The organism is Actinomadura formosensis NBRC 14204, from assembly GCF_001552155.1.
GTDB lineage: Bacteria > Actinomycetota > Actinomycetes > Streptosporangiales > Streptosporangiaceae > Spirillospora > Spirillospora formosensis.
Genome location: NZ_BCQQ01000005.1, coordinates 14,691 through 41,448 on the forward strand (window position 1 = coordinate 14,691; position 26,758 = coordinate 41,448).

Below are 26,758 nucleotides of genomic sequence, written 5' to 3' on the forward strand. Positions count from 1 at the left end.
GTCAGGCGTCCGGTTCGGTCTTCTTCCTGCGGCCCAGCAGCATGGCCAGAACCGCGACGACCACCGCCGCCTCGGCGACGGCACTGAGCACGTCGGGGACGCCGATCGCCTCGGCCTCGCCCGCCTCCGGCCCGAAGGGCAGGCCGGCCGTCCGGGTCACCGCCCAGAGGGCGATGACTCCGGCGTTGACCGCCAGCCCGGACAGCAGCATCGGCCGTTCGTCGCCGGTGTGCACGAGCACCGCCCAGACGAGCTGGAACAGCGCGAGGGCGCTGAAGAAGGCGGCGGACAGCCACCATTCGTCCAGGTGCCCGCGCATCGCGACGTAGTGGACGAGCGCGGCGAGCAGCGAGCCGCCCGTCGCGACGTGCGCGGCCACGGACACGTGCCCGGTCCGGGTGGTGCCGGGATCGCTTGTCTCCAGGGTCGTCATGGTCACCTCCTTGTGGTTCAGCCGGCCTGGAAGACGCCGAGGCCGCCGGCGGCCATGTTCTTCATCTTGTGGCCGAGGAACGGATAGGTTCCGGCGTCGGGCAGGGTGAACTCGACGAAGCCGCCCTGTGTGGGCTGGAGGTCGAGGACCTGCGATCCGCCCTTCTCACGGTTGTCGCGCCGCAGCGTGTACTGGCCTTCCTTCCACACCGTGTCGAAGATGGTGCCGACGACGTGGAACGCGATGTTCTCGTTGGGTCCGCTGTCGTCCACCCAGACCCGGACCCGGTCACCCGGCTTCACCTTGATCGGGGCGTACGCGTACTGGTTGTAGTAGCCGTTGAAGACGACCGCGTCGTACTGGCCGGCGAGCATCTTCTTCAGGTCGCCGGGCTTGCCCTGCGGCCCGAGGTACAGCTCCGACTGGACGAGGACGAACTCCTTGTCGACCTTGCCGAGGTCCGGCGGGTCGACGATCACCGCCCCGTACATGCCGTTGCCCATGTGGTAGATCATCGGATCGGCGCCGCAGTGGTAGGTGAAGATCCCGGAGAAGTGCGCCTTGAACTCGTAGACCAGCGACTGCCCCGGCTTGATGGTGCGCATCTGGACGTTCGGCGCGACCTTCGAGGCGTGGAAGTCGATGGAGTGCTCCATCGTCCCCTTGTTCACCAGCGTGATCTTGAAGGTGTCGCCGACCTTGCCGCGCAGGATGGGGCCGGGCGCGGTGCCGTTGAACGTCCACCGGACCTGCTTGACGCCGGGCGCGACCTCCTCCTCCTTCTCGGTGACGGTGAAGGTGACCTCGTGGACGTCCTTGCCGTCGTTCTCCGGGGCCGCGGGGTCGCGCGGCTTCCAGCCGTCGGCGGGCTTGGCCGCGGGGTCGATCTTGGCGTTCGCGCCGTCGGCGGCGGCGGCCGTCCCCCCGGTGGAGTTTCCGGTGGACGCGGCGGCGGTGCCGGTCTTGCCGCCGGTCACGGTCACCTCGACGAGCATGCCGGCGTCCTTGTGGCCGGGGATGACGCACCACGCCTGGGTGGACTCGGTGAGGACGCCCCAGTGCTGCGTCTCGGACTTGCCGGGTTCGAGCTGCTTGTTCGTCCGGCCCAGCAGGCTGAGAGTGTGCGCCTGGCTGCCCTTGTTGACGACGTTCACCGTGACGTCGGCGCCGGCCGGGACGGTGACCTTGTTGGGCTTGATGTACATGTCGCCCTCTTCGAACTGGAGGGTGACCTTCTTCCCGGCTCCCGGCAGGGCCGCCTCGTCCGCCGCCGCGGCGACCGGCCTGCCCTCGTCATGGCCGTGACCGCCTGAGGAGGGCGTGATACCGGCCACGAGGAGGCCGACGACCAGTCCGAGCGCGAGCGCGGTGCTGATGATGGGCAGGAAACCGTTCAGGACGGTGGACGAGCGCCGATGCGCGGGTGGTCTGTCCGGGGCCGGATCGTCCGGCGCGGGGGTTGTCGACATGGGGACTCACTCCAGATGGTCGGGGGTGGGGAGGGGCGGTGGCCGGCCGTGGCCGGTCCGGCTCAGCTGATCTCCATCTCGGTGACCAGCCCGAACATGCCCTGGGATCCTTCGGCGTGCGGGAAGATGTGGCAGTGCCAGATCCACTTGCCGGGCTGATCGGCATGGATGAGGACGGTGTAGCGCTCCCCCGGCGCGACGTTGACCGTGTCGGCCTTGTAGGGCTGTTCCAGCGGGAACCCGTCCTTGGCGATGATCAGCTGGTCGACACCGTGCAGGTGCATCGGGTGCGCCATGGTGCCCGCGTTGACGTAGGTGACCTCCACCCAGTCGCCCAGGCGGGCCTTGAACTTGTCGGTCGCGGGGAACGACTTGCCGTTGAGCGTCATCCCGATGACACCGGCGTCCTGGATCTGGATGAACTGCTTCTGGGCGACCTTCTCCTTGTGCGGAGTCGGCAGGTCACCGAACTGGATCGCGCCCCACAGCCCGCTGCTCACCTGCTTGGTGCCGTTGTAGTGGGAGTGGTACCAGCTCGTCGCGATCCGCGTCACCGGGAAGGCGTAGGTGAAGGTCTCACCGGGCTTGATCGAGTCCTGGGTGACGTTGGGGACGCCGTCCATCTTGTTGGGCAACTGGATGCCGTGCCAGTGGACGCTGGTCGGCTCCGGCAGTTCGTTCTTCACGACGATGCGGACCTTGTCCCCGACGTTCGCGCGGATCGTCGGGCCCGGCACCATGCCGTTGAACGCCCAGGCGTCCACCACCTTTCCGGGTTCCACCTCCCACTTCACGGGCTTGGCCGTCATGCGGAACTCCTTGGTGCCGTCGGGCAGCACCGTGGGGACGAGGTCCTGGCCGCCCCGGCCCTTGGTGGCCGCGGGGAAGCTCTTGTCCCGCTTGGCCATGGCCTGGTCCATGGACTTCCAGCCGTCCGGCCCGCCGTCGGCGGTCGCACCGTCATGTGAATTCGTATCGTGCTCTCCGGCCGGCGTACCGGCCGACTGTGACGTCTCCGCCACGGGCGCCGCGCCCGCCGCCGCGCCGCCGGTCTCGCGTGGGATCGTCCACAGCGAGACGGTCAGCGCGACGGCGAACGCGACCGCCGCGACGAGCATCCTCGATCTGGCACCCTGCATCGTGCCGACCCCTTCCGGGCCAAGTTTTTACTAGCGAAATAGTTTTTATGATGTTGAATGTTCAAAGTCCAGCGAAGAGCCGTGTGAAGCGCCGCACAGTGCGACATCCGCAGGTAGAAGCGGCAGGTCAGAGGGCAGGGCCACAAAGGAATGCAGGCAAGCGGGCACCCCGGAGGCAGGATCCGGCACTCGGGTGGCAGAATTAGTTGATTAGACTAGTTTTTTCATTACCGGCAGGCGGAACCACGGGGCCCTAGGGTTGGATCATGACCATGGACCGGCGGCGGCGGGGTGTGTTCCGGGACGTGCAGGCCGGACGGGTTCCGCCGCCCCCGGCGGCGGTCACGCTGGGCCGGGAGCTGATCGCGGTCGACCCGGAGGCGGGCACCATCGAGGTGGCGTTCGAGGCGGGCGAGCAGTTCCTGAACCCGGCGGGAGTCGTCCAGGGAGGATTCCTGGCCGCGATGCTGGACGACACGCCGGGGCCGGCGCTGGTCGCGACGCTGGAGGACGGGCAGTTCGCGCCGACCCTGGATCTGCATGTGCAGTTTCTCCGGCCGGCCATGCCGGGCCGTCTCATCGGCCGCGGGCGCATCGTGCGGCGCGGCGCCGAGGTGTGCTTCCTCGCCGGAGAACTTCTCGGCCCGAGCGGCAAGCCGGTGGCCGTGGCGTCGGCGACCGCGCGGATCAAGACCGTGTCGGCCTGACCGCCTCGCCGCGCTTCAGCGGAGGCCCGTCCACAGGTGGGACAGGAGGGCGGACAGCACCCGGACGGTGTCCTCGCCGTGCCTGGCGGCGAGGGCCCGTTCGTGGGCGCGGGCCGGGGCCTCCAGGCGTTCGAGCTTGTCGCGGCCGAGGTCGGAGACGTGCACCGAGACGCGGCGGCGGTCCCGGGCGGAGTGGGAGCGGTAGAGGTAGGCGGAGTCGACGAGGGAGTCCACGAGCCGGGTCAGCGTGGGATGCGGGATCTCCACGATGACCGCGAGTTCGCCCATCGAGATGTCGCCGGTACCGGCGAGGGTGCGCAGCACCCGCCACTGCTCGACGGACGTGCCCTCCTCCTCCAGGACGGCGCCCAGGTCGCGGGTGAGGGCGCGCTGGGCGCGGGTGAGGAGATCGACGAGGTCGGTGCCGACCGTGGGGGCCGTGTCCTGTCGCTCGACCACCGTGCGCCTCCCCTGTTCGGCCCGTCCGTGCACAGAGCATACTTGCCTGGTCATGAAGGATTCGGTGGTACGGGACGGCACGGAGCTGCTGGTCACCGGACCGGACGCCACGGTACTGCGGCTGGGGCTGCTGCTGCCGCTGTCGGGGCCGCTCGGCCTGACCGGGCCGTCCGGGCTGAGCGCCGCCTGCCTGGCCGCGGCGGAGGTCAACGCGGCGGGCGGGGCCGCGGGGCGGCCCGTCGAGCTGGTGCCGGTGAACGCCGGGCGCGCTCCGGGCGCGGTGGCGGCCGAGGCCCGTTTCCTCGCCGACGCCGGTCTCGTCCAGGCGTTCGTCGGGTTCCACACGAGCGATGTGCACCGGGCCCTGGAGGCCGCGCTCACCGGACGGGTGCCGTACGTGTTCACGCCGCCGCACGAGGGCGGCCCGAGACGGCCGGGCGTGGTGCTGCTCGGCGACTCGCCGGAACGCCAGCTCGGCCCCGCGCTGCACTGGCTGAGCGAGCGGCTGCGGCTGCGGACAACCACCATTCGTCCGGATCCCGCGCATCGCGACATGGGGATGTACGCGGCCACAGACGCGTGCCTAGCCCAGGGGTGCCCGGGCTGCTCGACTCCAAGGCCGTCGTGGTTCCCTCCCTGTGCTTTAGCCGACCTGGAAGACGCCGAGGCCACCGACAGCCATGTTCTTCATCTTGGATTTCTCCGTGAACCCCCGCCTTCAGATGGGGAGGACGTGCCCCTGCGGAGCAGGACAGAAAAGGTAATCCCCAGGGCGAATCGCCGTTCACCGTCGCCTGCCGGACGTGCGCACTAACATCGGAACCACTTGGGGGTGAGGCATGGCGCGGCAGGTGAAGCGGGCTTTTCGCTACCGCTTCTACCCCACGGACGAGCAGGCGGCGGAGCTCGCCCGCACGTTCGGGTGTGTGCGGCTGGTGTACAACCGGGCGCTGGAGGAACGTACCCGCGCCTGGTACGGCGAGCGGCGCCGGGTCTCCTATGTGGAGACCTCCGCGATGCTCACCACGTGGAAGAAGACCGAAGAGCTGGCGTTTTTGGCCGAGGTGTCGTCGGTGCCGCTGCAGCAGGCGCTGCGGCACCTGCAGACCGCATTCACCGGCTTCTTCGCCAAGCGCGCCAAGTACCCGCGGTTCAAGTCGCGCAAGAAGTCCCGGCACAGCGCGGAGTACACTCGCTCCGCGTTCCGCTGGCACGACGGTGAGCTGGCGTTGGCGAAGATGTCCGAGCCGTTGAGCATCGTGTGGTCCCGCCCCCTGCCGCAGGGGGCGGTGCCGTCCACAGTGACCGTCAGCCGGGATGCGGCCGGGCGCTGGTTCGTCTCGATCCTGTGCACCGATACCGTCGCCCGGCTGGAGCCGGTGGAGCAAGCGGTGGGGGTGGACGCTGGGATCACCTCGCTGGTCACCCTGTCCACGGGGGAGAAGGTCACCAACCCTCGGCACGAGCGCCGCGACCGCGAACGCCTGACCAGAGCGCAGAAAGTCCTGTCCCGCAAGGCCAAGGGGTCGAAGAACCGGGACAAGGCCCGCCGCAAGGTCGCCCGGATCCATGCCCGGATCGCCGACCGGCGCCGGGACTTCCTGCACAAGTTGTCGACTCGGCTCGTCCACGATAACCAAGTGGTCGTGATCGAGGACCTGAACGTCCGCAACATGGTCGCCAATCACTCGCTGGCCCGCGTCATCTCGGACGCCGCGTGGCGCGAGCTGCGGTCGATGCTGGAGTACAAGGCCGACTGGTACGGCCGTGAACTGGTGGTGATCGACCGGTGGTTCCCCTCCACCAAAACATGCTCGCAGTGCGGAACCATCACTCAAACCATGCCACTTGAAGTGAGGGATTGGGAATGCGGCGGATGCCGCACCCGGCATGACCGGGACGTCAATGCCGCGAAGAACATTTTGGCCGCCGGGCTGGCGGTGTCGGCCTGTGGAGCCGACGTAAGACCCAAACGGCGCAAGCCCGGCGGGCGGTTGGTGACGAAGCAGGAAACCCAACCGGTGATGGTTGGACTCCCCCGCCTTTAGACGAGGGAAAAGTCAACGTGCAGACCTGGGTGGCCTCGCTGCTGGTGCCCGACGCGGACAAGCTGATCAAGGATGGGGACCCGGACGGCACCGCCTTCTACGACGCGGCCCGGGTCGCGGGCGGCGCCTGGCTGGCCAAGCTCACCGCGCTGGCCACCGCGATCGCGTGGGGGTTCGCCAACTCCCTCGTCGCGCAGGCCGCGACGTCCCGGCTGCTGTACGCCATGGCGCGGGACCGGCAACTGCCCGGCTTCCTCGCCAAGGTGCACCCCACGCGGAAGGTCCCGGTCAACGCGACGCTGCTGGTCGCGGCCGTCTCGCTGGCCCTCGGCCTCTACATGCAGCAGCGCAGCGACGGCATCACCCTGCTCAGCTCCCTGGTCAACTTCGGCGCCATGACGGCGTTCCTGGTGCTGCACGTGTCCGTCGTCGTCCACTACGTCGTCCGGTCGGGCAGCCGGGACTGGTGGCGGCACCTGATCGCCCCGGTGATCGGCTTCCTGATCCTCGGCTACGTGGTGATCAACGCGAAGGTCGCCGCGCAGAAGCTGGCGTTCGTGTGGCTGGCCGTCGGCGTCGCCGTCCTGATCGCACTGCTCGCCACGCACCGGCGCCCGGCCCTGGCCGGCATCGAGGAGGAGAACGAATGACGCTCAACGTGGTCTCGCTGGACGGCGCCGAGGCCGGCTACGCCTTCGGCGGACGCGAACCGGCCCTGACGGTCGCGCCGGGCACCGTGGTCGAGCTGACCACCGAGGACTGCTTCGGCGGCGCGGTCAAGGGAGTGGACGACCTGCCGAGCCAGGTGTGCGCCTTCCCCTACCTCAACCCCGTCACCGGCCCCATCGCCGTCGAGGGCGCCGAGCCGGGCGACGCGGTCGCGGTGCACTTCGTGGACATCCGTCCCGTCCGGGACTGGGCGGTCTCCACCACGTTCCCGCACTTCGGGGCGCTGACCGCGACGCACACGACGGCGATGCTGCACCCGCCCCTGCCCGAGCGCGTGTGGATGTACGACGTGGACGCCGAACGCGGCGTCTGCCGGTTCCACGCCCGGGAGAGCGACCTCGAAGTGGAACTGCCGCTCGACCCCATGCACGGCACCGTCGGCGTGGCCCCCGCCGCCGGCGAAGTGATCATGAGCATCACGCCGGGCGCGCACGGCGGCAACATGGACACCCCGGAGATGCGCGCGGGCACGACGGCCTACTTCCCGGTCAACGTGCCCGGCGCCCTCATCTCCATCGGGGACGGCCACTGCCGGCAGGGCGAGGGCGAGGTGTGCGGCACCGCGGTGGAGGCGGCGATGCGCACCGTCGTGCTCGTGGACCTGGTCAAGGGCGCCGCTCCCCCGTGGCCGCGCCTGGAGAACGACACCCACCTGATGTCGACCGGCTCGGCCCGTCCCCTGGAGGACGCCTTCCGGATCAGCCAGCACGACCTGGTCACCTGGACGTCCTCGCTGCTCGCCCTGGACGAGCTGGACGCCTACCAGCTCGTCAGCCAGGCCGGTCTCGCCCCGGCCGGCAACGTGGTCGACACCAACTACACGATGCTGGCCAAACTCCCCAAGACCGTCCTGCCGGGAGCGTCCGCCTACGACGGCCTCCACGCCCGCCTACGCGACACCGCCGCTGAGTACCTCTCCCAGCGCTGACTTGCCGTCCGCGTACTCGGTGAGGTGGCCGTCGATCATCGTGTGAGCGTGGTCCACCGCGGCTAGCTGGGCCAGGTCGTGGGTGACCATGACCGTGGCCAACTGCTGGGTGTGGGTCAGGTCTGCCAGGAGCCTCACTATCTGGCCGCCCCGGTCGTGGTCCAGGGCGCTGGTGGGTTCGTCCACCAGGAGGACCTCGGGGGTGTTCATCAGCGCGCGGGCTATGTTCACGCGCTGGCGTTCGCCTCCCGAAAGCTGGTGCGGACGCTTGTGCTCCTTGCCGGCCAGACCGACCTCGTCCAGGAGGCGGCGGGCACGGTCGGCGGCGTGGCGGGGCGATCGGCCCGCCATGTGGGCCATCACCGTGAGCTGGTCGAGGGCCGTCAACGACGGCAGCAGGTTGGGCTGCTGGAAGACGATGCCGATGTGGTCGCGGCGCAGGCGGGCGCGCTGGGCGGAGCTCAGGCCGCCGACGTCGCGGCCCGCGATCTCGACGGTCCCGGAGGCCGGGGTGATGAGGGTCGCGGCGACGGCCAGCAGGCTCGACTTCCCGGAGCCGGACGGGCCGACCACGGCGGTGAACTCGCCCGGCCCGGCGGTCAGGCTCACGTGGTCGAGGGCGGTCAGCGTCCGGTCGCCGTCGGGGTAGGTGAGGACGACGTCGGTGAGGGCGAGGCTCATCGTGCGGCTCCCAGCGCGGTCAGCGGGTCGACTGAGGTGATCTTGCGGATGGCGAGGGCGGCTCCGGCGGCGCCGAGCAGGATCATCACCGCGACCGGGACGAGCGTGGTGGCGGCGGAGACGACGAACGGCACGCCGTCGCCGATGACCAGGCCGCCGGCGGCGCCGATCGCCCCGCCCAGCCCGGCGCCGGCCAGCAGGACGAGGACGGCCTGGGCCAGCGCGTCGCGCAGCAGGTAGCCGGTGCTCGCGCCGAGGGCCTTCAGGACGGCGACGTCCCCGCGGCGCTGGATCGTCCAGACGGTGAAGAACGCGCCGATGACCAGCGCGGAGATGACGAAGAGGAAGCCGCGCATGAGCTGCAGCGAGCCGTTCTCCGCGGCGTAGGACGGGATCGCGGACCTCGCGTCCTGGCGCGCAACGGTGGTGGTGCCGAACCGGGCGTCGCCGGCCCGCAGGTCCGGGTCGCCGGTGGTGTGCAGGAGCAGGACGGTCGCCGGCTGCCGGTTGATCGCCTGCCAGTCGCCCAGCGGCATCCAGGCCACCGGGCTGTGGCTGTAGGAGGCGCTGCCGGCGGTCCGCGCGACCGTGAACGGGCGCCCCGAGATCTCGACCTCGGCGCCGGGCTTGAGTCCCGTGGCGCCCGCCAGCTCGGAGGAGAGGACGATCTGCCCGGCGGCCGGGGCGCCGGATTCGGCTCCGAAGAGCGCCACCGGCGTGCCGGACGCGCCGTAGGAGAGGCGGCCCATCGAGATGCCGAGCGGTTCGGCCCGCACCCCCGGCACGTCCTGCCAGCCCCGCAGGGTGTTCTGCTCGATCCGGCTGTTGGCGAACGATGCCTCTCCGCCGCCGAACACGATGTGGTCGGCGGGCAGGTTCGCGACGGCCGAGCCGCTGTCGCGGGCGAGCCCTTCGGTGAGCCCGGACAGCATCGTCACCAGCAGGGTGATGAGCAGCACGACCGACCCCATGAGCGCGAACCGCCCCTTGGCGAAGCGCAGGTCCCTCAGCGCCACGAACACCGTGATCTCCCCCGGATACGTCGTTGTCAACGCTTTCCAGCCTCGGGGACCGGGCGAGCGCGCACATCGTGCGGGGGAATCCCCGGGCCGCCTTCTTCCGGACGGCCGGAAATCAACCTTTCGATCGATCCGGCCACGGAGAGCGTCGCCTACGCTGAGTGAGAAATGAGGACCGATCCGTTCTCCCCGCCGATGCGGCCGATCGCCTGGGCCGTGCACGGCACCTTCCTGGTCCTGCTCGCCATCGCCCTGGTCCGCGGCCTGCCCGACGGCGCGGTGCTGGCGGGCGGTCTGCTGCTCGGCGTGTTCTACCTGGCCGGGGTCACCCGGCACCGTCCGCGACGCGGACCCGCCCGGGTGTGGCTGGCGCTGCTCACCGCGGGGTGGGCGGCGCTGGCGCTGGCCTCCCCCGGCTTCGTGTGGCTGGCCTTCCCGCTGTTCTTCCTGTACCTGCACCTGCTCCCGAGGCTCGCGGCGGTGCCCGGTGTGGTGCTGCTGACGGCGGCGGCGGTCGGCGCGACCGCCTGGCACGGCGGCGGGGTCACGGTCGCGGAGGTGCTGGGGCCGAGCATCGGGGCGGCCGTCGCCGTCCTCATGACGCTGGCCTACCAGGCGCTCTACCGGGAGAGCGAGCGGCGCCGCCTGCTGATCGACGACCTGGTGCGCACCCGCGAGCGGCTCGTCCGGGCGGAGGCCGACGCGGCCCGGCTCACCGAGCGGGAGCGGCTGGCGCGGGAGATCCACGACACGCTCGCGCAGGGGATGTCGAGCATCATCCTGCTGCTGCGGGCCGCCCGCCGCGACCTGGACACCGACCGCGGCGCCGCGCGGGGACGGCTGGAGGAGGCCGAGCAGGCGGCGGCGGAGAACCTGGCGGAGGCGCGCAACTTCGTGCGGGCGCTGGCCCCGCCCGTCCTGCAGCGGTCGTCGCTCGCCGACGCGCTGCGCCGGATCACCGAGTCGGCCGCGGCCCGGTCCGCGGCCCGGATCCGGTTCGAGGTCTCGGGCGTCCCGGCCGGCCTTCCCACCGAGTACGAGGTGGCGCTCGTCCGCATCGCGCAGGGCGCGCTCGGCAACGCCGCCCAGCACTCCCACGCCGGCAACGTCGGGGTCACGCTGACCTACCTTGACGACATGGTGGTGCTGGACGTCGTCGACGACGGGCGCGGCTTCGACCCCGCGGAGCCGGCCGCCGGCTACGGGCTGCGGGCCATGCGCGAGCGGGCCCGCGCGCTCGGCGGGACGCTGACCGTCGAGTCCGCGCCGGGCGAGGGCACCGCCGTCGCGGCGACGCTGCCGCTGCCCGCCGAGGGGGCGCGGCGATGAGCGACCCGATCCGCATCCTGCTCGTGGACGACCATCCGGTCGTGCGCTCCGGCCTCCGCGCGATGCTGCTCGACCAGCCCGGCTTCGTGCTGGCCGGCGAGGCGGCGACGGGCGAGGAGGGCGTCGCCGAGGCCCGCCGGCTGCGGCCCGACGTCGTGCTGATGGACCTCCAGCTCGGCGCGGGCATCCACGGCAGCGAGGCCACCCGGCAGATCACGGCGGGCCCGGACGCGCCCCGCGTCCTGGTGCTGACCACCTTCGACACCGACTCCGACATCCTCGCCGCCATCGAGGCCGGCGCCACCGGCTACCTGCTCAAGGACGCCCCGCCGGACCGGCTGTACGCCGCGATCCGGTCCGCGGCGGCCGGCGACAGCGCGCTCGCGCCGAGCGTCGCCTCCCGGCTGCTCGGCCGCATGCGGACCCCGGCCGCCACCCTGACCGGACGCGAGCTGGAGGTGCTCGGGCTGGTCGCCGAGGGCCTGTCGAACCGGCAGATCAGCAGGCGGCTGTTCCTCAGCGAGACCACGATCAAGACGCACCTGGTGCACATCTACGCCAAGCTCGGCGTGGACTCGCGCACCGCCGCCGTCGCCGCCGCCACCCGCCGCGGACTGATCCGCCCGTCCTGACTACCCGTGGACGGCCTCCACCCGCGGCTCGGAAACCGGCGGCGCGGACCGCCGGGGCCACAGCGCCCGGTCGCCCAGCAGCCGCACGATCGCGGGAACCAGCAGCGGGCGCACCACGAACGTGTCGAGCAGGATGCCGATCGCCATGGCCATGCCGAACTGGTACAGCTCGCGGATCGGCTGCGTCATGAGCACCGCGAACGTCCCGGCGAGGATGAGACCGGCCGACGACACCACGCCGCCCGTGCGGGTGATCGCCGCGCGCAGGGCCTCCACCGGGGGCTTGTGCGCGGTCTCCTGCCGGTACCGGCTCATGATGAAGATGTTGTAGTCGACGCCCAGCGAGACCAGGAAGATGAACACATAGGCCGTCACCCGGTTGCCGATGCCCAGGTCACCGCCCAGGCCGAGGGTGATCGCGACCGTCAGGCCGAGGGTCGCGAAGAACGACAGCATCAGGGTGGCGAGCAGGTACAGCGGGGCCAGCACCGACCGCAGCAGCCCGGCCAGGACCAGCCCGACGATCAGCAGGACCAGCGGGACGAGGACGAGCATGTCGCGGTCGAGCGCCGCCTTCGTGTCGGCGGTCTCGGCCGTGGGACCGGCGACGTGGACGCGGGCCTCGGTGACGCCGGCGTCCCGCGCGGCCTTGGTGGCGGAGGCGCGCAGCGGGTCCACGGCGTCCATCGCGGACGGCGAGTAGGGGTTGTCCTTGAGGACGACGGTGATCCGCGCGGCACCGCCGCCGGGGGCGAGGTCGTGCCCCGGGTCGAACGCCGTCCGCGCCACCTTGGGCGCCACGGCCTTCTGGACGGCCTCCACCTGCGCCGGAGCGATGTGCCGCCCGCGGACGAGCAGGGTCGCCGGCGCGATCTCGCCGGGCCCCAGATCCCGGTCGATCATGGTCTGCCCGGCCGCGGAGTCGGTGCCGACCCGGAACCCGCTGACGAAGTCGAAGCTCTCCTTGTATCCGGTCATCCCCAGGCTCAGCACCGCCAGCAGGACGAGGGTGGCCGCGAGGACGCGACGCGGGGCGGTGACGACGAGGTCGGCGGCGCGCCGCCACACGGCACCGCCGGTCGCGCGGCGGGCCATCGCCGACTCGGAGAACGGCCAGAACACCGCCCGGCCGAGCAGCAGGACGGCGGCGGGGATGAAGGTGAACGCGACCACGGCCATCACCGCGACGCCCAGCGCCAGGTACGGCCCGAACCCGCGCAGGGACGGCGACACCAGGGCCAGCAGCGCGAACATCGCGAGCACGATCGTGGCGGCGCTGGCCAGCACCGACTCCGACACGCCGCGCAGCGCCGCGCGCATCGCGGTGAACCGGTCGGCGGCGTCCAGCAGCGCCTCCCGGTACCGGCTGGTGATGATCAGCGCGTAGTCGGTGCCCACCCCGAAAAGCAGGACGGTCATGATCGACGCGGTCTGCGCGCTGATGGTGATGGCGCCCGCGTCGGCGAGCAGCGCGCCGACCGATTCGGTCACGCGCATGGCCACGCCCACCGCGAGGAGCGGCACCAGGGCCAGCAGCGGGGACCGGTAGACCACCAGCAGGATCACCAGGACGAGCACGACGGTGCCGAGCAGCAGCACCTTGTCGCCGCTGGAGAAGACCTTGACGGTGTCGACGATGATGCCGGCGGGGCCCGTCACCGCGACCGTCGCGCCCGGTGCCGCGTCCTTGACGGCGGCGCGCAGGCCGGTGACGGCGTCCTTGAACGCGTCGCTCGTCGCGTCCCCGGTGACGGGGACGATCACGACCCGGGTCTTCCCGTCGGCCGAGGTCAGGCCGGCACCGCCCGGGACGCAGTCGGTGCCGGGCTTCGTGCCGTCCGTGCCGCAGACGGGAGACACCGGCATGCCGAGGTTCTGCCGTTCGGCGCCGCCGGCCGCGCGGGTCACCGCCGTGGCGGCGGCCGGGGAACCGTCCTTGGACTTCACGACCACGACCGCCGGCAGGGCGTCGCTTCCCGGGAACGCCTTCTCCAGTTCCCGCTGCGCCACCGAGGACGAGCTCGCCGCGGGCGCGCTGTTGGCCGACGTGTTGTCCTCGACCGACTTCAGGTCGGGCGCGAGCCCGGCGAGGACGAAGGTGAGGACGATCCAGAGGACGACCGTGAGGGCCGCCGATCGTTTGGAGGCGAGCATCGCCCGTAGCAGAGCCGACATGGGAACCTTCATTTTAGGAACAGGGTGTTGCTATAACTGGGGATACCATATCCGGGCCCCTGCGAAGGGCGATCCGGGGGTCGGAGAAGCGGAGGAAGCGGCGTGCCGAAGATCAACGCGCCCACCGTCCGGGAGCACCGCAGCCGGATGGAGGCGGCGCTGGTCGACGCGGCCGAGGAGATCCTCCGGGAGGGCGGCGGGCTCACCGTCGGGGCCGTGGCCGGCCGGGTCGGCATCGCCCGGTCCAGCGTCTACAAGTACGTCGGCAGCGTGGACGAACTGGTCGAGGCCGTCGTCGCCCGCGACTTCCCGCGCTGGGTCGCCGCCGTCCGGCGGGAGGTCGACGCCGCGCCCGCCCCTGCCGAGCGCATCCTCGCCTACGCCCGCGCCAACATCGCCGAAGGCGCCGGCGGAGACCACGGATGGCGCGTCGGGCTGGCCCACGCGTCACTGTCCGACCAGGCCCGGGAGCGCATCATGGTGCTGCACCGCGACCTGGAGACGATGCTCGGCGAGGCCGTCCGGAACGCCGACGTGCGGCATCCCGACCTGTTGCAGGCCGCCGTCCAGTCCCTGGTGGACACCGCCGTCCGCGCCATCGACGCCGGCGAGGACCCCGCCGCCGTCACCGGCTTCACGCTCGGGGCGATCGCGAGCATCGTCCGCGACGACGCGGCGCCGGCCTAGCCGACCCGGACGACCTGAACGGCCCGGCTCCGCCGGTCAGGGGTCGATCCCCTGGAAGGTCAGATCCAGCAGCACGGCCAGGTGCTCGGCCACGTCCGGGGCGCGGTGTTCGGCCCAGTCGCGCATGGCGGCCTCGAAGGTCCGGGCTATCTGCGCGGTGATCAGCATCGGCGGGACGTCGGGCCGGACGACCCCGGCGGCGGCGCCCCGCTCGATCAGCTCCTCCACCTGCTCCATGACGGGCGGCCGGGCGCCCTCGCCGAGCAGCGCGGCATGGCGGATCGGGAGCGTGTAGACGAACCTGGCGAGCTGCTCGTCCGCCGCCATCCGGGTCGCGGCGGCGGTGAGGAGTTCGCGCACCCTGGGCAGCGCGTCGGCGTCCGGTCCGGGCGGGGTGGGCAGCGGGACGTCCCGGACGAGCCGGTCGAACAGCTCGGCGAGGATCTCCTCGCGCTCGGCGAAGTGCTTGTAGAAGGTCGCGCGGGAGACGCCGGCCTCCTTGGCGATGTCCTCGACCCGGACACCGACGTAACCGCGCTCGCTGAACAGCCGCAGCGCCGTGTCGAGCAGCAGGGCGCGGACGCGGCGGCGGCCATCCTGGCTGGACCGGCCAAAGCCGGGCGACCGTACGGTCATCTGCTCCTCCGGGTCGGCGTGACATGCGGCCACCTCGAATCTACCGCCTCCAGCCAAGGTGAAACACGTGTCTACACATGTGTGTAACATGTGACGAAACATATGTTCAGCATTGAAGGAGGAGGTGGCGCCGTGCTCGCCGCTCTCGGCCGTTTCTCGGCGCGGCACCGTTGGTGGGTGCTCGCCGCATGGCTTCTGCTGGTCCTCGGCGTGGTGGCGGCCGGCCGCTCGTTCGGGGGCTCGTTCAGCAACGACCTGACGCTCAAGGGCGCCGATTCGCAGGCCGCCTACGACACGCTCCGGGCACGGTTCCCCGACATGTCCGGTGACGGGATGCAGGTGGTCGTGCACAGCGAGAAGGGCCAGATCTCACCGGACGTCCAGCGCAAGGTGGACGCGGCGGTCGCGGACGTGCGGACCCGGCCGGACGTCGCGGCGGCCCAGTCGCCGTTCGGGCCGGTCCGGCCCATGGTCTCCGAAGACGGCCGGACCGCGATCGCGACCGTCCAGTTCGACCAGCGCGCCAAGGACATTCCCGAAGAGTCCCTGCGCAAGGCGCAGGAGGCGTTCGATCCGGTGCGCGGCCAGGACGTCCAGGTGGCGTTCGGCGGCGCGGCGGTGCAGGCCGAGAGCGGGCCGTCCGGCCAGGAGATCTACGGACTGATCGCGGCGGTGATCGTGCTGCTGATCGCGTTCGGGTCGCTGGCGGCCATGCTGGTGCCGATCCTGACCGCGATCGCGGGCGTCGGCGTCGGCCTGTCGCTGATCACGCTGCTGTCCGGCGTGGTGACGATCGGGACGTCCGGCCCGGTGGTGGCGGCCATGATCGGTCTCGGCGTCGGGATCGACTACGCGCTGCTGGTGGTGACACGGCACCGCGAGGAGATGGCGCACGGCCTCGCCCCGGTGGACTCGATCGCGGCGGCGATGGCGACGGCCGGGCGGTCGGTGCTGGTCGCCGGCACGACGGTGATCATCGCGATCCTCAGCCTGTACGTGATCGGCGTGCCGTTCGTGTCGGCGCTCGGGCTGGCCGCCGCGGTCACGGTCGCGGCGACGCTGCTGGCGTCGGTGACGCTGCTGCCCGCGCTGCTCGGTCTCTTCGGGCGGAACCTGGACCGGCTGCGCATCGGCCGCAGCGGCGGCGGGCACGGCGTGGCGGGCGGCTGGGTCCGCGCGGTCATCCGGTTCCGCTGGGCGGCGATCGCCCTCGCCGTCGTCGCGTTCGCGGCGCTGGCGCTGCCGCTCGGCTCGCTGCGGCTCGGCACCGCCGACGGCGGGTCGCAGCCGCCCGGCTCCACGCAGCGGAAGGCGTACGACCTGGTGGACGAGTCGTTCGGCCCCGGCATGACGGGCCCGCTGCTCGTCACCGTCGACTACGGGCAGGACGGCCGGGCGGCGCAGGCGGCGCCCGCCGTGCGGCAGGCGATCGCGCAGACCCACGGCGTCGGCAAGGTCCTGCCGCCGCGTCCCGACCCGCACGGCCGCACCGCCGTGCTGACCGTCGTGCCGACCGGATCGCCCGACTCCGCGGCCACTGAGTCCCTCGTCCACACGCTGCGCTCGGACGTCCTGCCGAAGGCCGCGCCGAACGCCGAGGCGCACATCGGCGGCGCGACCGCGACGAGCATCGACCTGGCGGACCGGCTCGGCGCCCGCATGGGCTGGTTCATGCTGATGGTCGTCGGCCTGGCGTTCCTGCTGCTGCTGGTGGAGTTCCGGTCGCTGGCGGTGCCCGTCGTGGCGGTGCTGATGAACCTGCTCGCCGTGGGCGCGGCCTACGGGCCGGTGGTCGCGGTGTTCCAGTGGGGCTGGTGGCCGGCGAGCCTGATCGGCGCGCATCCGGGCCCGGTGGAGTCGTTCGCGCCGGTGATGCTGTTCGCGGTCCTGTTCGGGCTGTCCACCGACTACGCGGTGTTCCTGCTCAGCCGCATCCATGAGGAGTTCAAGCGGCACGGGGACGCGCGGCACGCGGTCGTCGCGGGCGTGACGTCCACCTCGCGGGTGATCCTCGCGGCGGCCTCGGTGATGGTGGTGGTCTTCACCGGGTTCGTCCTGAACGACCAGCGGGTGGTGAACCTGTTCGGCTTCGGGCTGGCGACCGCGGTCGCCCTGTACGCGCTGCTGGCGATGATGGTGCTGGTCCCGGCGGTGCTGTCCATCCTCGGCCGGTCCGCCTGGTGGCTGCCGGGCCGCCGGACGGGCCGCGGGGCGCACCGCGGGGGCGAGCCGGCCGGCGACCGGGAACCGGTGGCGCTCAAGGAAGGCGGAACGCGATGACCCGCGGCACCGACGTGGACGTCCTGGTCGTCGGCGGCGGACCCACCGGCCTGACCGCCGCGCACGAGGCGCTCCGGTACGGGCTGACCGCCCGGATCATCGACCGCAAGCCCGGCCGCGCGGCCATCTCCAAGGCGCTGGTCGTGCACGCCCGCACGATGGAGGTCTTCGAGGCCATGGGCCTGGCCGGCGACATGCTGGCGGCGGGCGTCCCGTTCGCGGCGCTGAACGTCCAGGCCGGGCGGGGCCGTCCCCGGCGGATCGACATGCGCGGGCTGCCGTGGGGCGACACGTCCTACCCGTTCTGGCTGTCGATCCCGCAGTACGTCACCGAGCAGGTCATCGAGGCGCACCTCGGCAAGGCCGGTGCCGAGGTGGAGTGGGAGGTGTGGCTGGAGGGCCTGAAGGATCACGGCGACCATGTCACGGCGACGCTGCGGCACGCGTCCGGGGAGACCGAGACCGTCCGCGCCCGGTGGCTGATCGGCTGCGACGGCGGACGCAGCACGGTGCGCGATCTCGCCGGGCTGACGCTGCGGCGCTCGGACGCCGGCGCCTCCTTCGTCCTCGCCGACATCCGGACCACCGCGCCGCTCGTCCACGACGAGGGGTACGTCCATCTCGGCCGGTCGGGGCTGCTGCTGATCGTCCCGATGCCCGAGCCCGGGCAGCGCCGCATCATCGCGCACATGCCCGGGTCGATGCCGCCCGCCATCGACGCCCCCTTCATCGACGCGCTGATCCGGGACCGGACGGGCCTCGACTTCGGCGGCCACGACATCACCTGGCACTCGCGGTTCGAGCTCAGCCACGGCGTCGCCGACCGGTACCGGCGCGGCCGGGTCTTCCTCGCCGGGGACGCCGCGCACGTGCACAGCCCGGTCGGCGGGCAGGGCCTCAACACCGGCGTGCAGGAGGCGCACAACCTGATGTGGAAGATCGCGGCGGCCGACCGGCTGGACGCGGCGGCGGCGGAACGGCTGCTGGACACCTACGAGGCCGAACGGCGGGCGATCGCCCGCGGCATGGTCCGGGGCACCGCGCGGGCGACCCGCGTGATGACGCTGGACCTGCCGCTCGCGCGGGTGCTGCGGACCGTCCTCGCGCCGCGCGTGATCGGCCGCCCGTCGGTGCAGGCCAGGCTCGGACGCCGGGTCGGGATGCTGGAGACCGCGTACCGCACCGACGGGCTCGGATACGCCGGGCACCGGATGCCGAACCCGGAGCTGCGCTCGGGCGGACGCCTCTACGGGCGGCTCGCCGGGATCGGCCACACGTGGGTGGTGTGGCTGCGTCCCGGCGACCCGGTTCCCGATCCCGGCGACCCCCGCTGGAAGGGCCTGCCCGTCCTGCCCTTGGCGCCGAGCTCACTCGCCGAAGGGCAGCCCTGGCCCGGCCGCATGGGAAGAGTGGTCCTGGTGCGGCCCGACCGTCATGTGGCCGCCGCCGGGGACACCCCGGAGGGCGTGTGGGCGTCCCTCGAAAACCGCCGCTGCGGAACCCCGCCCACCCCGGCGACCGCCGCCTGACACTCGTCACCGGACGCGGGCGTGATCCGGAGATCTCCGGATCACGCCTGCGCGCTCTCCCGGGGCCACACCAGAGTGCGCGCCAGGTGGACGAGCATGCCGATGAAGGTGGCCGCCCAGACGGTGAAGGCCAGCCAGATCTCCGTCTTGCCGATCGCCTCGACGATGGGGAGATGGTCGGCGACACCGAGGAACTGGCCCGCGACGCCGTACATGCCGAGGGGGAACACGATGCTCCACAGCGTCGCCTCGTAGCGCAGCGGGACGCGGTGCTTGACGTGCCGCCACCAGCCGGCCGCGACCAGCGGGAGGATGAGCCAGCTGCCGAACGCCCAGAACACCACCGCGGTGCCGGCGATCAGGCCGCGGGTCGCGGTCACCATCGGCGCGTCCGCCATCTCCACGATCCGGGCGCCCGCCACGACGGTGATGGCGGTGGCGCCCATCGCCACCCAGTAGGGCGGGGTCAGGTCCACCGGGCGCAGCGGGTACAGCAGCAGCCGGGCGGCGACGAACACGCCCGCGGCGGCGTACAGGATCACGCCGATCGACCACGAGCACACGGCGAGCAGCGCGAGTTCGCGGCGGGCCGAGGCGGCCGGTTCGAGGACGGCGGCGAGCACGGCGACGGACTGGCTGGCGACGACCCAGATGAACCAGGTCCCGTTGGCCCCGGCCACCACGGGACGGTCCTCGCGGCCGAGCACGGCCGTCCACGGCACGACGTACCCGAGGACGAGCCAGCTGAGGCCGCCGACGACGAGCAGCCCGAGCGCGATGCCGTGCTGGCCGGTCCCGGCGATCCGGGTGCCGAGGACGTCGGTCCCGGCGACGAAGGTGAAGAACCCGAAGCCGCGGCGCGGGTCGGTGAAGTCGGAGCGCAACGCGGCGGGGAAGGCGGCGGCGCGCCAGAGGGTCACGATGACGAGAACGGCGTAGCAGACGACGGCCAGCCCCAGCATCGTGTCCGAGAGGAGGACCATCCCGTTGTCGTGGACACCGATCGAGACGATGCAGGTGCCCATCACCAATGCGAAATAGCCTGGGTTGAGGGTTGCCACGGCTTGTTTCACCGCAGCGCGGCGCGTACCCGCGGGGGGACTTGTCACATCAGTACGGTACGCCGATCTTGCGCCACTTTCGTCCGCCTGTACCCGGTTCGGGGGGCGGTCCGGCGCGGCGCTCGCGGTAGACGACGTAGGGCCGCCACAGGTACCACAGCGGGTAGCTCCACGCGTGGACGAGCCGGCTGAACGGCCACACCGCGAAGATCATCCAGGCGGCGGTGGCGTGCACCTGGTACATCAGCCGCGCGTTGGCGATCGCCCGGTAGTCCGGGGTGCCGGCGAACAGGCTGCGGAACCACGGGGACACCGTGTTGCGGTAGTCGTAGCCGCCCCCGAACTGCTGGATACCGAGCGTCAGGTAGATGCCGAGCACGCTGATGATGCCGAGCAGGATCAGCGCGAGGTAGTCGACCGCGCTCGTCGTCGCGCGGACCCGCGGCACCCCCATCCGGCGGAAGATCAGGATGCCGGCGCCGAGGAGGACGCCGATCGCCGCGACCGATCCGGCGATGCCGGAGAACAGCGTGTAGGCGCGTTCGGGGATGCCGAGCCATTCGGTGAACGACTTCGGGATGAGGATGCCGATGACGTGGCCGGCGATGGCGGCGAACGCGGAGTAGTGGAACAGCGGCCCGCCCCACTTGAGCAGCCGGCGTTCCTGGAGCTGGGTGGAGCGGCTCGTCCAGCCGAACTGGTCGTAGCGCCACCGCCAGATGTGCCCCACCACGAAAACGATCATCGCCGCGTAGGGCAGGATCACCCACCACCACAGTTCCCCGTTGGTCATCGCCGTGCCCCCGCCCCGGTTCCGTTCAGGTACTCCGGTGGGGCGAACGGTTCGAGCCCCACCTCCTCCTCCGGCGGCCCCTTCTCCCACGCCCGCCGCACGAGGGCGAGGTCGCGGCGCCCCGGCCTCGGCAGCCGCGCGCACACCGCCTCGATCAGGTCGGCGTACGGAGTGCCCGCCTCGCGCAGCGCCCTCCGCAGCAGTTCCAGGTCGGCGCGGTGGCGGCGCAGCAGCTTCGCACCGGCCGGCGTGAGCGCCGCGAAGTCCAGGACGAGCGGCAGGTAGTCCGGCAGCTCGTCGCCGGACGGCTGGAACCCGGCCGCGCGGTAGGCGGTCTTGACCGCCAGCATCGCCATCCCGCGCCCGCGGGTGTCGCCGTACCGGTGGTAGGTCAGGTAGAGCGCGCAGCGGCGGCGCAGGTCGAACGTCTCGACGTAGTGCTGCGCGACCTCGGTGGGCGGGGTGGCGCGCAGCCAGCCGAGGAACCGCGCGAACGCCTCGCGGGACGCGCGGGGGCCGGCCTCGCGGGCGGCGGCGTCGAGCCGGTCGAGCCCGTCGAACAGCGCCATCGTCGGGTACTGCAGCAGCACCGACGCGAGCTTGTAGGGGCTGCCGCTCACGACGCGCCCCCTTCGGGGAAGAGGTGGGGCGCCTCGCCGCGCCCGTCCCAGCCGAGCAGGTTGAAGTGCGTCCGGCCGTCGGTGCCGCGGAACGTGCTCGCGCCGCCGCGGACCTCGCCCGGGTGGAAACCCTCCACGTCCGGCGGGCCGTTCCCGCCCATGCCGGGCCCGCCGTCGCCGTCGAGGCTGCAGAACATCTGCTCGTGCTGGGCGGCGAGCCGCCCGGCGTCCTCGGCGTGCGCCTTCGGGATGACGTAGCGGTCGTCGTACTTGGCGATGGCGAGCAGCCGGTAGAGGTCGTCCAGCTCGTCCGGAGTCGACCCGACGGACGCGGGCAGGTCCGCGTCGAGGTCGAGCCCGAGCTGGGCGGCGCGCTGGATCGCGCGGACGGCGGCGAGCTTGCGCAGCACGTCCCGGACGGTCTCGGCCCTGCCCGCGGTGAACAGGTTCGCGAGGTACTCGATCGGGATGCGCAGGTCGTCGATGGTGGCGAAGACCTTGTCGGGGTCGGCGGCGTCGTAGCCGGCGGCGTGCGCCACGTCGGCGACCGGGGACAGCGGCGGGATGTACCAGACCATCGGCAGCGTCCGGTACTCCGGATGCAGCGGCAGCGCCACCCGGTGCCGGACGGCCAGCGAGTACACCGGGGAGCGCTGGGCGGCCTCGATCCAGTCGGCGGGGATGCCGGCCCGCGCCGCCTCGTCCAGCACGTGCGGGTCGAACGGGTCGAGGAACACCGACAGCTGCGCCTCGTACAGGTCCTGTTCGTCGGGCGTCGCCGCCGCCTCGGTGACCCTGTCGGCGTCGTACAGGAACAGCCCCAGGTAGCGGAGCCGCCCGACGCACGTCTCGGCGCAGATGGTGGGCTGCCCGGACTCGATGCGGGGGAAGCACAGCGTGCACTTCTCCGCCTTGCCGGTGCGGTGGTTGAAGTAGACCTTCTTGTACGGGCAGCCGGACACGCAGAACCGCCAGCCCCGGCAGCGGTCCTGGTCGACCAGCACGATGCCGTCCTCGGCCCGCTTGTACATCGCGCCGGACGGGCAGGACGCGACGCAGGACGGGTTGAGGCAGTGCTCGCAGATGCGCGGCAGGTAGAACATGAAGACCTGCTCGAACTCCATCTTGACCCGGTCCTCGATCCCGGCGAGGTCGGGGTCGTCGAGGGCGTGCTCGGGCGCGCCGGCGAGGTCGTCGTCCCAGTTGCTGCCCCAGCGCAGCTTCATGTCGCGTCCGGTGAGCGCCGAGATGGAGTGCGCGCTCGGGTTCTGCGTGCCCAGCGGAGCGTTGATCACCGTCTGGTAGTCGTAGGTCCACGGGTCGCCGTAGTCGTCGATGGACGGCAGGTCCGGGTTGTAGAAGATGGACAGCAGCTTGCGCAGCCGCCCGCCCGCCCTGAGCTGCAGCCGGCCCCTGCGGTCGAGCGTCCAGCCGCCCTTCCACTCGTCCTGGTTCTCGTACCGGCGCGGGTAACCGGTCCCGGGCTTGGTCTCGACGTTGTTGAAGTAGACGTATTCGGTGCCGGGACGGTTGGTCCAGGTCTGCTTGCAGGTGACCGAGCAGGTATGGCAGCCGATGCACTTGTCGAGGTTCATGACCATCGCCACCTGTGCCATCGGCCGCATCAGAAACGCACCTCCTGGGACCGCTTGCGGATCACCGTGATCTCGTCGCGCTGGTTGCCGGTCGGGCCGTGGTAGTTGAAGGCGTACGTCAGCTGCCCGTAGCCGCCGATCATGTGGGTGGGCTTGACGACCAGGCGGGTCAGCGAGTTGTCGGAGCCGCCGTGCCAGCCGGAGATCTCCGAGCGCGGGGTCATCAGGTGCCGGTCCTTGGCGTGGTACATGAAGACCGTGCCCTCCGGCATCCGGTGGGTGACCACGGCCCGGCAGGCCACCACGCCGTTGCGGTTGTACGCCTCGATCCACTCGTTGTCGCGGACGTCGATCCTGGCGGCGTCCCGCGGGCTCATCCAGATCACCGGGCCGCCGCGGAACAGCCGCAGCATGTGCAGGTTGTCCTGGTACTCCGAGTGGATCGACCACTTCGAGTGCGGCGTCAGGTACCGGACGGTGATCTCCGGCCGGCCGTCCTCGCGGAGCCCCTGCTCACCGAAGTGGCGGACGTAGTCGAGCGGCGGGCGGTAGGTCGGCAGCGCCTCGCCGTACTCGTGGATCCAGTCGTGGTCGAGGAAGAAGTGCATCCGCCCGGTGAGCGTGTGCCAGGGTTTCTTGCGCTCGACGTTGACGACGAACGGCGAGTACCGCCGGCCGCCGCTCTCGCTGCCCGACCATTCCGGGCTGGTGATGACCGCCCGCGGCTGGACCTGGGTGTCGGCGAAGGAGATGTGCTCGCCGGAACGTTCCTCGGCGAGATCGGCGAGGTCCACCCCCGTCCGCTTTTCGAGGGATTCCCAGCCCTGCATGGCGACCTGGCCGTTGGTGGTGCCCGACAGCGCCAGGATCGCCTCGGCCATGTGCACGTCCCGGGCCAGCGACGGGCGGCCGTCCGCCACGCCGCCGCGCACGACGCCGTTCGCCCTGCGCAGGTAGTCGACCGCGCCGGACGGTACCAGCGTGATGCCCTTGGTGGCCGTCCCGAGCGTGTCGACCAGCGGGCCGAGCGCCGCCATCTTCGCCGCCACCGCCGTGTAGTCGCGCTCGATCGCCACCAGGCGCGGCATGCTCACGCCGGGCACGGGCTCGCACTCGCCGGCCGCCCAGTCCAGGACCCGGCCGCCCGGCTGCGCGGTCTCGTCCGGGGTGTCGTGCGTCAGCGGCGCCGGGATCACGTCGGTGCGGGTGCCGAGCCGGCCGGCGGCGAGCCGGGAGAAGTCCTCGGCGATGAGCCGGAACGCCTCGAAGTCGGTGCGCGCCTCCCACGGCGGCGCGATCGCCGGATTGAACGAGTGCACGAACGGATGCATGTCCGTCGTCGACAGGTCGTGCTTTTCGTACCAGGTCGCCGCCGGCAGGACGATGTCGGAGTACGTGCACGAACTCGTCATCCGGAAGTCGATGGTGGTGAGCAGGTCGAGCTTGCCGCGCGGGGCCTCCTCCCGCCAGGTCACCTCGGCCGGGCGCAGCTGCTCGGGCGACTCCTCGGCGCGGACGGCGTCGTCCGTGCCGAGCAGGTGCCGCATGAAGTACTCCATGCCCTTGCCGGAGGAGCCGAGGACGTTGGCCCGCCAGATCGTCATCACCCTCGGCCAGTTCTGCGGCGCGTCGGGGTCCTGCGCGGCGAACCCCAGCCGGCCGGCCTTCAGCTCGGCCACGATGTGGTCGGCGACGGGACGGCCCGCTTCGGCGGCCTCGTCGGCGAGGTCGAGCGGGTTGCGGTCGAACCCCGGATGCGACGGCGTCCACCCCAGCCGGGACGCCTGGGCGAGGCAGTCGATGAACGCCCGCCCCTCGAACAGGCCGCGGCCGAGCGGGGTGGACAGCTCATCGGCACCGAAGCTCTCGTACCGCCACTGGTCGGTGTGCGCATAGAAGAACGACGTGCCGGCCATGTGCCGGGTGGGGCGCTGCCAGTCCAGCGCGAACGCGGTCTGCTGCCAGCCGGTGAGCGGACGGACCTTCTCCTGGCCGACGTAGTGCGCCCAGCCGCCGCCGTTCACGCCCTGGCAGCCGCACAGCATCGTGAGCGTGAAGAACGTCCGGTAGATCTGGTCGGAGTGGTACCAGTGGTTCGTGCCGGCGCCCATGCAGATCATCGACCGGCCGCGCGAAAGCTCGGCGTTGCGGGCGAACTCCCGCGCCACCCGGATCGCGGCGGCGGCCGGCACCGAGGTGATCTCCTCCTGCCAGGCCGGGGTGTAGGGCTGCGCCGCGTCGCCGTACCCGTCCGGCCACGTGCCCGGCAGCCCGTCGCGGCGCACCGCGTACTGCGCCATCAGCAGGTCGAACACCGTCGTCACCAGCCGGCCGCCGACCCGCGCCACCGGCACCCCGCGGCGGACCGCCTCCCCGCCCTCGGTCGCGCCGGCGTCGAAGCGCGGCAGCTCGACCGGCAGCGCGTCCTCGTGCCGCCCGTACAGGGTGAGCAGCGGATCGACCCCGCCCAGCTCCAGGTTCCACCGGCCCTCCCCGGACGCGGTGAAGCGGAATCCCAGCGTCCCGTTGGGCGCCACCGGCTCCCCGGTGCGCGCGTCGAGCAGGACGGGCTTGTGCGCGGCGCCCTCCCCCGCGTCCCCCAGTTCGGCGGCGGTGAGGAACCTCCCCGGACGCACCGCGTCGCCGTGTTCCTCCAGCGTCACGAGGAACGGCAGGTCGGTGTAGGTCTTGACGTAGTCGGTGAAGTACGGGACCTGCCGGTCGCGGAAGAACTCGCTGAGCACCACGTGGCCCATCGCCATCGCCAGCGCGCCGTCCGTGCCGGGCGCCGCCGCGAGCCAGTCGTCGGCGAACTTGGTGTGGTCGGAGAAGTCCGGGGAGACGACCACGACCTTCTGCCCCCGGTAGCGGGCCTCGGTCATGAAGTGCGCGTCCGGGGTCCGGGTGATCGGCAGGTTGGTGCCCCAGATGATCATGTAGGACGCGTTCCACCAGTCGCCGGACTCCGGGACGTCGGTCTGGTCGCCGAACACCTGCGGCGACGCGATCGGCATGTCGGCGTACCAGTCGTAGAACGACAGGATCGTCCCGCCGATCATCGACAGGAAGCGGGTGCCCGCCGCGTACGACACCGGCGACATCGCCGGGATCGGCGAGAACCCGACCACCCGGTCGGGCCCGTACTCCTTGACCGTGTGCACATGGGCCGCGGCGATCAGCTCGGTGACCTCCGGCCACGACGCCCGGACGAACCCGCCCTTGCCGCGCGCCCGCTTGTACCCGGCCGTCCGCTCCGGGTCCGCGGTGATCTCCGCCCAGGCGGCGACCGGGTCACCGAGCCGGTCCCGCGCCTCCCGCCACATCTCCAGCAGCGGTCCCCGCACGTACGGGTACCGCACCCGGGACGGCGAGTAGGTGTACCAGGAGAACGCCGCCCCGCGCGGGCAGCCGCGCGGCTCGTACTCCGGCGAGTCGGGCCCCACCGACGGGTAGTCGGTCTGCTGGGTCTCCCACGTGATGATGCCGTCCTTGACGTACACCTTCCACGAGCAGGACCCCGTGCAGTTCACCCCGTGGGTCGACCGGACCTCCCGGTCGTGGCGCCAGCGCTCCCGGTAGAACTCCTCGGCGCCGCGTCCGCCCTCCCGGCGCAGCTCGCGGTAGTCGCCGGACGGCTTGCCGGGCACGAAGAACTGCGCCCGCCGCAGCAGCCCCTCGACCGGTTCCCCCTTCGGCAGCAGCGGCGCCAGCAACCTCCGGCCGGGCGGGCTCCCGCCCCCGGGCGTCGTCGGCTCCGTGGCCGATGACATGGGACCACCTCGTCTCACGGACCAGGATCATGTGCGCGG

General features: G+C 71.8%; 23 protein-coding genes. 10 read left to right on the forward strand and 13 right to left on the reverse strand.

The window, feature by feature from the left end:
* Position 1: 1 nt before the first annotated feature.
* The 3 genes from AF1_RS01985 to AF1_RS01995 form a co-directional block, all read right to left on the reverse strand.
* Positions 2–433 carry a hypothetical protein gene (locus AF1_RS01985; protein WP_067793039.1) on the reverse strand — a complete coding sequence of 144 codons (432 nt, stop codon included), beginning with the start codon at positions 431–433 and terminating at the stop codon, positions 2–4.
* Between the two features lie 17 nt (positions 434–450).
* The gene (locus AF1_RS01990) at positions 451–1,902 is read right to left on the reverse strand and encodes a multicopper oxidase domain-containing protein (RefSeq protein ID WP_067793041.1); all 1,452 of its coding nucleotides are present in this window, start codon (positions 1,900–1,902) and stop codon (positions 451–453) included.
* 62 nt (positions 1,903–1,964) lie between these two features.
* Positions 1,965–3,041 (reverse strand): multicopper oxidase family protein, encoded by a 1,077-nt coding sequence (locus AF1_RS01995; protein ID WP_084262343.1) that lies wholly within the window; start codon positions 3,039–3,041, stop codon positions 1,965–1,967.
* Between the two features lie 266 nt (positions 3,042–3,307).
* On the opposite strand from AF1_RS01995, the gene AF1_RS02000 reads away from it, so the two are divergent.
* Positions 3,308–3,748, forward strand: a complete 441-nt coding sequence (locus AF1_RS02000; RefSeq protein WP_242608572.1) for a PaaI family thioesterase — start codon at positions 3,308–3,310, stop codon at positions 3,746–3,748.
* A 15-nt stretch (positions 3,749–3,763) separates the two neighbouring features.
* Here the strand turns inward: AF1_RS02000 and AF1_RS02005 are convergent, their stop codons facing one another.
* Positions 3,764–4,207 (reverse strand): MarR family winged helix-turn-helix transcriptional regulator, encoded by a 444-nt coding sequence (locus tag AF1_RS02005; RefSeq protein WP_067793051.1) that lies wholly within the window; start codon positions 4,205–4,207, stop codon positions 3,764–3,766.
* Between the two features lie 52 nt (positions 4,208–4,259).
* Here AF1_RS02005 and AF1_RS32900 point away from each other — a divergent pair, with 52 nt between their 5' ends.
* From AF1_RS32900 to AF1_RS02025, 4 genes are read left to right on the forward strand one after another with little or no spacing between them, the layout of a single operon-like run.
* Positions 4,260–5,021 (forward strand): ABC transporter substrate-binding protein, encoded by a 762-nt coding sequence (locus AF1_RS32900; protein WP_084262345.1) that lies wholly within the window; start codon positions 4,260–4,262, stop codon positions 5,019–5,021.
* 25 nt (positions 5,022–5,046) lie between these two features.
* Positions 5,047–6,255, forward strand: coding sequence for an RNA-guided endonuclease InsQ/TnpB family protein (locus AF1_RS02015; protein WP_067793054.1), 1,209 nt, complete (start codon positions 5,047–5,049; stop codon positions 6,253–6,255).
* A 17-nt stretch (positions 6,256–6,272) separates the two neighbouring features.
* Positions 6,273–6,905 carry an APC family permease gene (locus tag AF1_RS02020; RefSeq protein WP_242608573.1) on the forward strand — a complete coding sequence of 211 codons (633 nt, stop codon included), beginning with the start codon at positions 6,273–6,275 and terminating at the stop codon, positions 6,903–6,905.
* Positions 6,902–7,912 carry an acetamidase/formamidase family protein gene (locus tag AF1_RS02025; RefSeq protein ID WP_067793056.1) on the forward strand — a complete coding sequence of 337 codons (1,011 nt, stop codon included), beginning with the start codon at positions 6,902–6,904 and terminating at the stop codon, positions 7,910–7,912. Before AF1_RS02020 ends, AF1_RS02025 begins: the two co-directional genes overlap by 4 nt.
* On the opposite strand, the gene AF1_RS02030 is transcribed toward AF1_RS02025, so the two are convergent.
* Both AF1_RS02030 and AF1_RS02035 read right to left on the reverse strand, forming a co-directional pair.
* Entirely contained in the window at positions 7,874–8,593 is a 720-nt protein-coding gene (locus tag AF1_RS02030) for an ABC transporter ATP-binding protein (protein WP_067793059.1), read from the reverse strand. The genes AF1_RS02025 and AF1_RS02030 overlap by 39 nt on opposite strands.
* Positions 8,590–9,645: an FtsX-like permease family protein gene (locus AF1_RS02035; protein WP_306303146.1), complete on the reverse strand. Its 1,056-nt coding sequence runs from the start codon at positions 9,643–9,645 to the stop codon at positions 8,590–8,592. Before AF1_RS02035 ends, AF1_RS02030 begins: the two co-directional genes overlap by 4 nt.
* Before the next feature lie 135 nt (positions 9,646–9,780).
* On the opposite strand from AF1_RS02035, the gene AF1_RS02040 reads away from it, so the two are divergent.
* Together AF1_RS02040 and AF1_RS02045 are read left to right on the forward strand one after the other, a co-directional pair.
* Positions 9,781–10,941: a sensor histidine kinase gene (locus AF1_RS02040; protein WP_067793071.1), complete on the forward strand. Its 1,161-nt coding sequence runs from the start codon at positions 9,781–9,783 to the stop codon at positions 10,939–10,941.
* Positions 10,938–11,573 carry a response regulator gene (locus tag AF1_RS02045; RefSeq protein ID WP_067793074.1) on the forward strand — a complete coding sequence of 212 codons (636 nt, stop codon included), beginning with the start codon at positions 10,938–10,940 and terminating at the stop codon, positions 11,571–11,573. The genes AF1_RS02040 and AF1_RS02045 overlap by 4 nt, the downstream gene beginning before the upstream one ends.
* On the opposite strand, the gene AF1_RS02050 is transcribed toward AF1_RS02045, so the two are convergent.
* On the reverse strand, positions 11,574–13,748 hold the full coding sequence (locus tag AF1_RS02050) for an MMPL family transporter (protein ID WP_207393917.1): 2,175 nt from the start codon (positions 13,746–13,748) through the stop codon (positions 11,574–11,576).
* A 102-nt stretch (positions 13,749–13,850) separates the two neighbouring features.
* On the opposite strand from AF1_RS02050, the gene AF1_RS02055 reads away from it, so the two are divergent.
* Positions 13,851–14,435 (forward strand): TetR/AcrR family transcriptional regulator, encoded by a 585-nt coding sequence (locus tag AF1_RS02055; protein WP_067793090.1) that lies wholly within the window; start codon positions 13,851–13,853, stop codon positions 14,433–14,435.
* A 36-nt stretch (positions 14,436–14,471) separates the two neighbouring features.
* On the opposite strand, the gene AF1_RS02060 is transcribed toward AF1_RS02055, so the two are convergent.
* A complete protein-coding gene (locus AF1_RS02060) occupies positions 14,472–15,071 on the reverse strand; it encodes a TetR/AcrR family transcriptional regulator (protein ID WP_067793093.1) in 600 nt (199 codons plus the stop codon).
* 132 nt (positions 15,072–15,203) lie between these two features.
* Between AF1_RS02060 and AF1_RS02065 the strand changes: the two genes are divergently transcribed.
* Together AF1_RS02065 and AF1_RS02070 are read left to right on the forward strand one after the other, a co-directional pair.
* On the forward strand, positions 15,204–17,351 hold the full coding sequence (locus AF1_RS02065) for an MMPL family transporter (protein WP_067793098.1): 2,148 nt from the start codon (positions 15,204–15,206) through the stop codon (positions 17,349–17,351).
* Complete coding sequence (locus AF1_RS02070) at positions 17,348–18,880, forward strand: FAD-dependent monooxygenase (RefSeq protein WP_067793100.1); 1,533 nt, start codon at positions 17,348–17,350, stop codon at positions 18,878–18,880. Before AF1_RS02065 ends, AF1_RS02070 begins: the two co-directional genes overlap by 4 nt.
* Positions 18,881–18,921: 41 nt before the next feature.
* Here AF1_RS02070 and AF1_RS02075 read toward each other — a convergent pair whose 3' ends face one another.
* From AF1_RS02075 to AF1_RS02095, 5 genes are read right to left on the reverse strand one after another with little or no spacing between them, the layout of a single operon-like run.
* Positions 18,922–19,989, reverse strand: a complete 1,068-nt coding sequence (locus tag AF1_RS02075; RefSeq protein ID WP_306303147.1) for a tellurite resistance/C4-dicarboxylate transporter family protein — start codon at positions 19,987–19,989, stop codon at positions 18,922–18,924.
* Between the two features lies 1 nt (position 19,990).
* Positions 19,991–20,734, reverse strand: coding sequence for a respiratory nitrate reductase subunit gamma (narI, locus tag AF1_RS02080; protein ID WP_067793104.1), 744 nt, complete (start codon positions 20,732–20,734; stop codon positions 19,991–19,993).
* Positions 20,731–21,354 (reverse strand): nitrate reductase molybdenum cofactor assembly chaperone, encoded by a 624-nt coding sequence (gene narJ, locus AF1_RS02085; protein ID WP_067793106.1) that lies wholly within the window; start codon positions 21,352–21,354, stop codon positions 20,731–20,733. Before narJ ends, narI begins: the two co-directional genes overlap by 4 nt.
* Positions 21,351–22,979 (reverse strand): nitrate reductase subunit beta, encoded by a 1,629-nt coding sequence (gene narH, locus AF1_RS02090; RefSeq protein WP_067793110.1) that lies wholly within the window; start codon positions 22,977–22,979, stop codon positions 21,351–21,353. The genes narJ and narH overlap by 4 nt, the downstream gene beginning before the upstream one ends.
* Positions 22,979–26,719 carry a nitrate reductase subunit alpha gene (locus AF1_RS02095; RefSeq protein WP_084262348.1) on the reverse strand — a complete coding sequence of 1,247 codons (3,741 nt, stop codon included), beginning with the start codon at positions 26,717–26,719 and terminating at the stop codon, positions 22,979–22,981. Before AF1_RS02095 ends, narH begins: the two co-directional genes overlap by 1 nt.
* Positions 26,720–26,758: the final 39 nt, after the last annotated feature.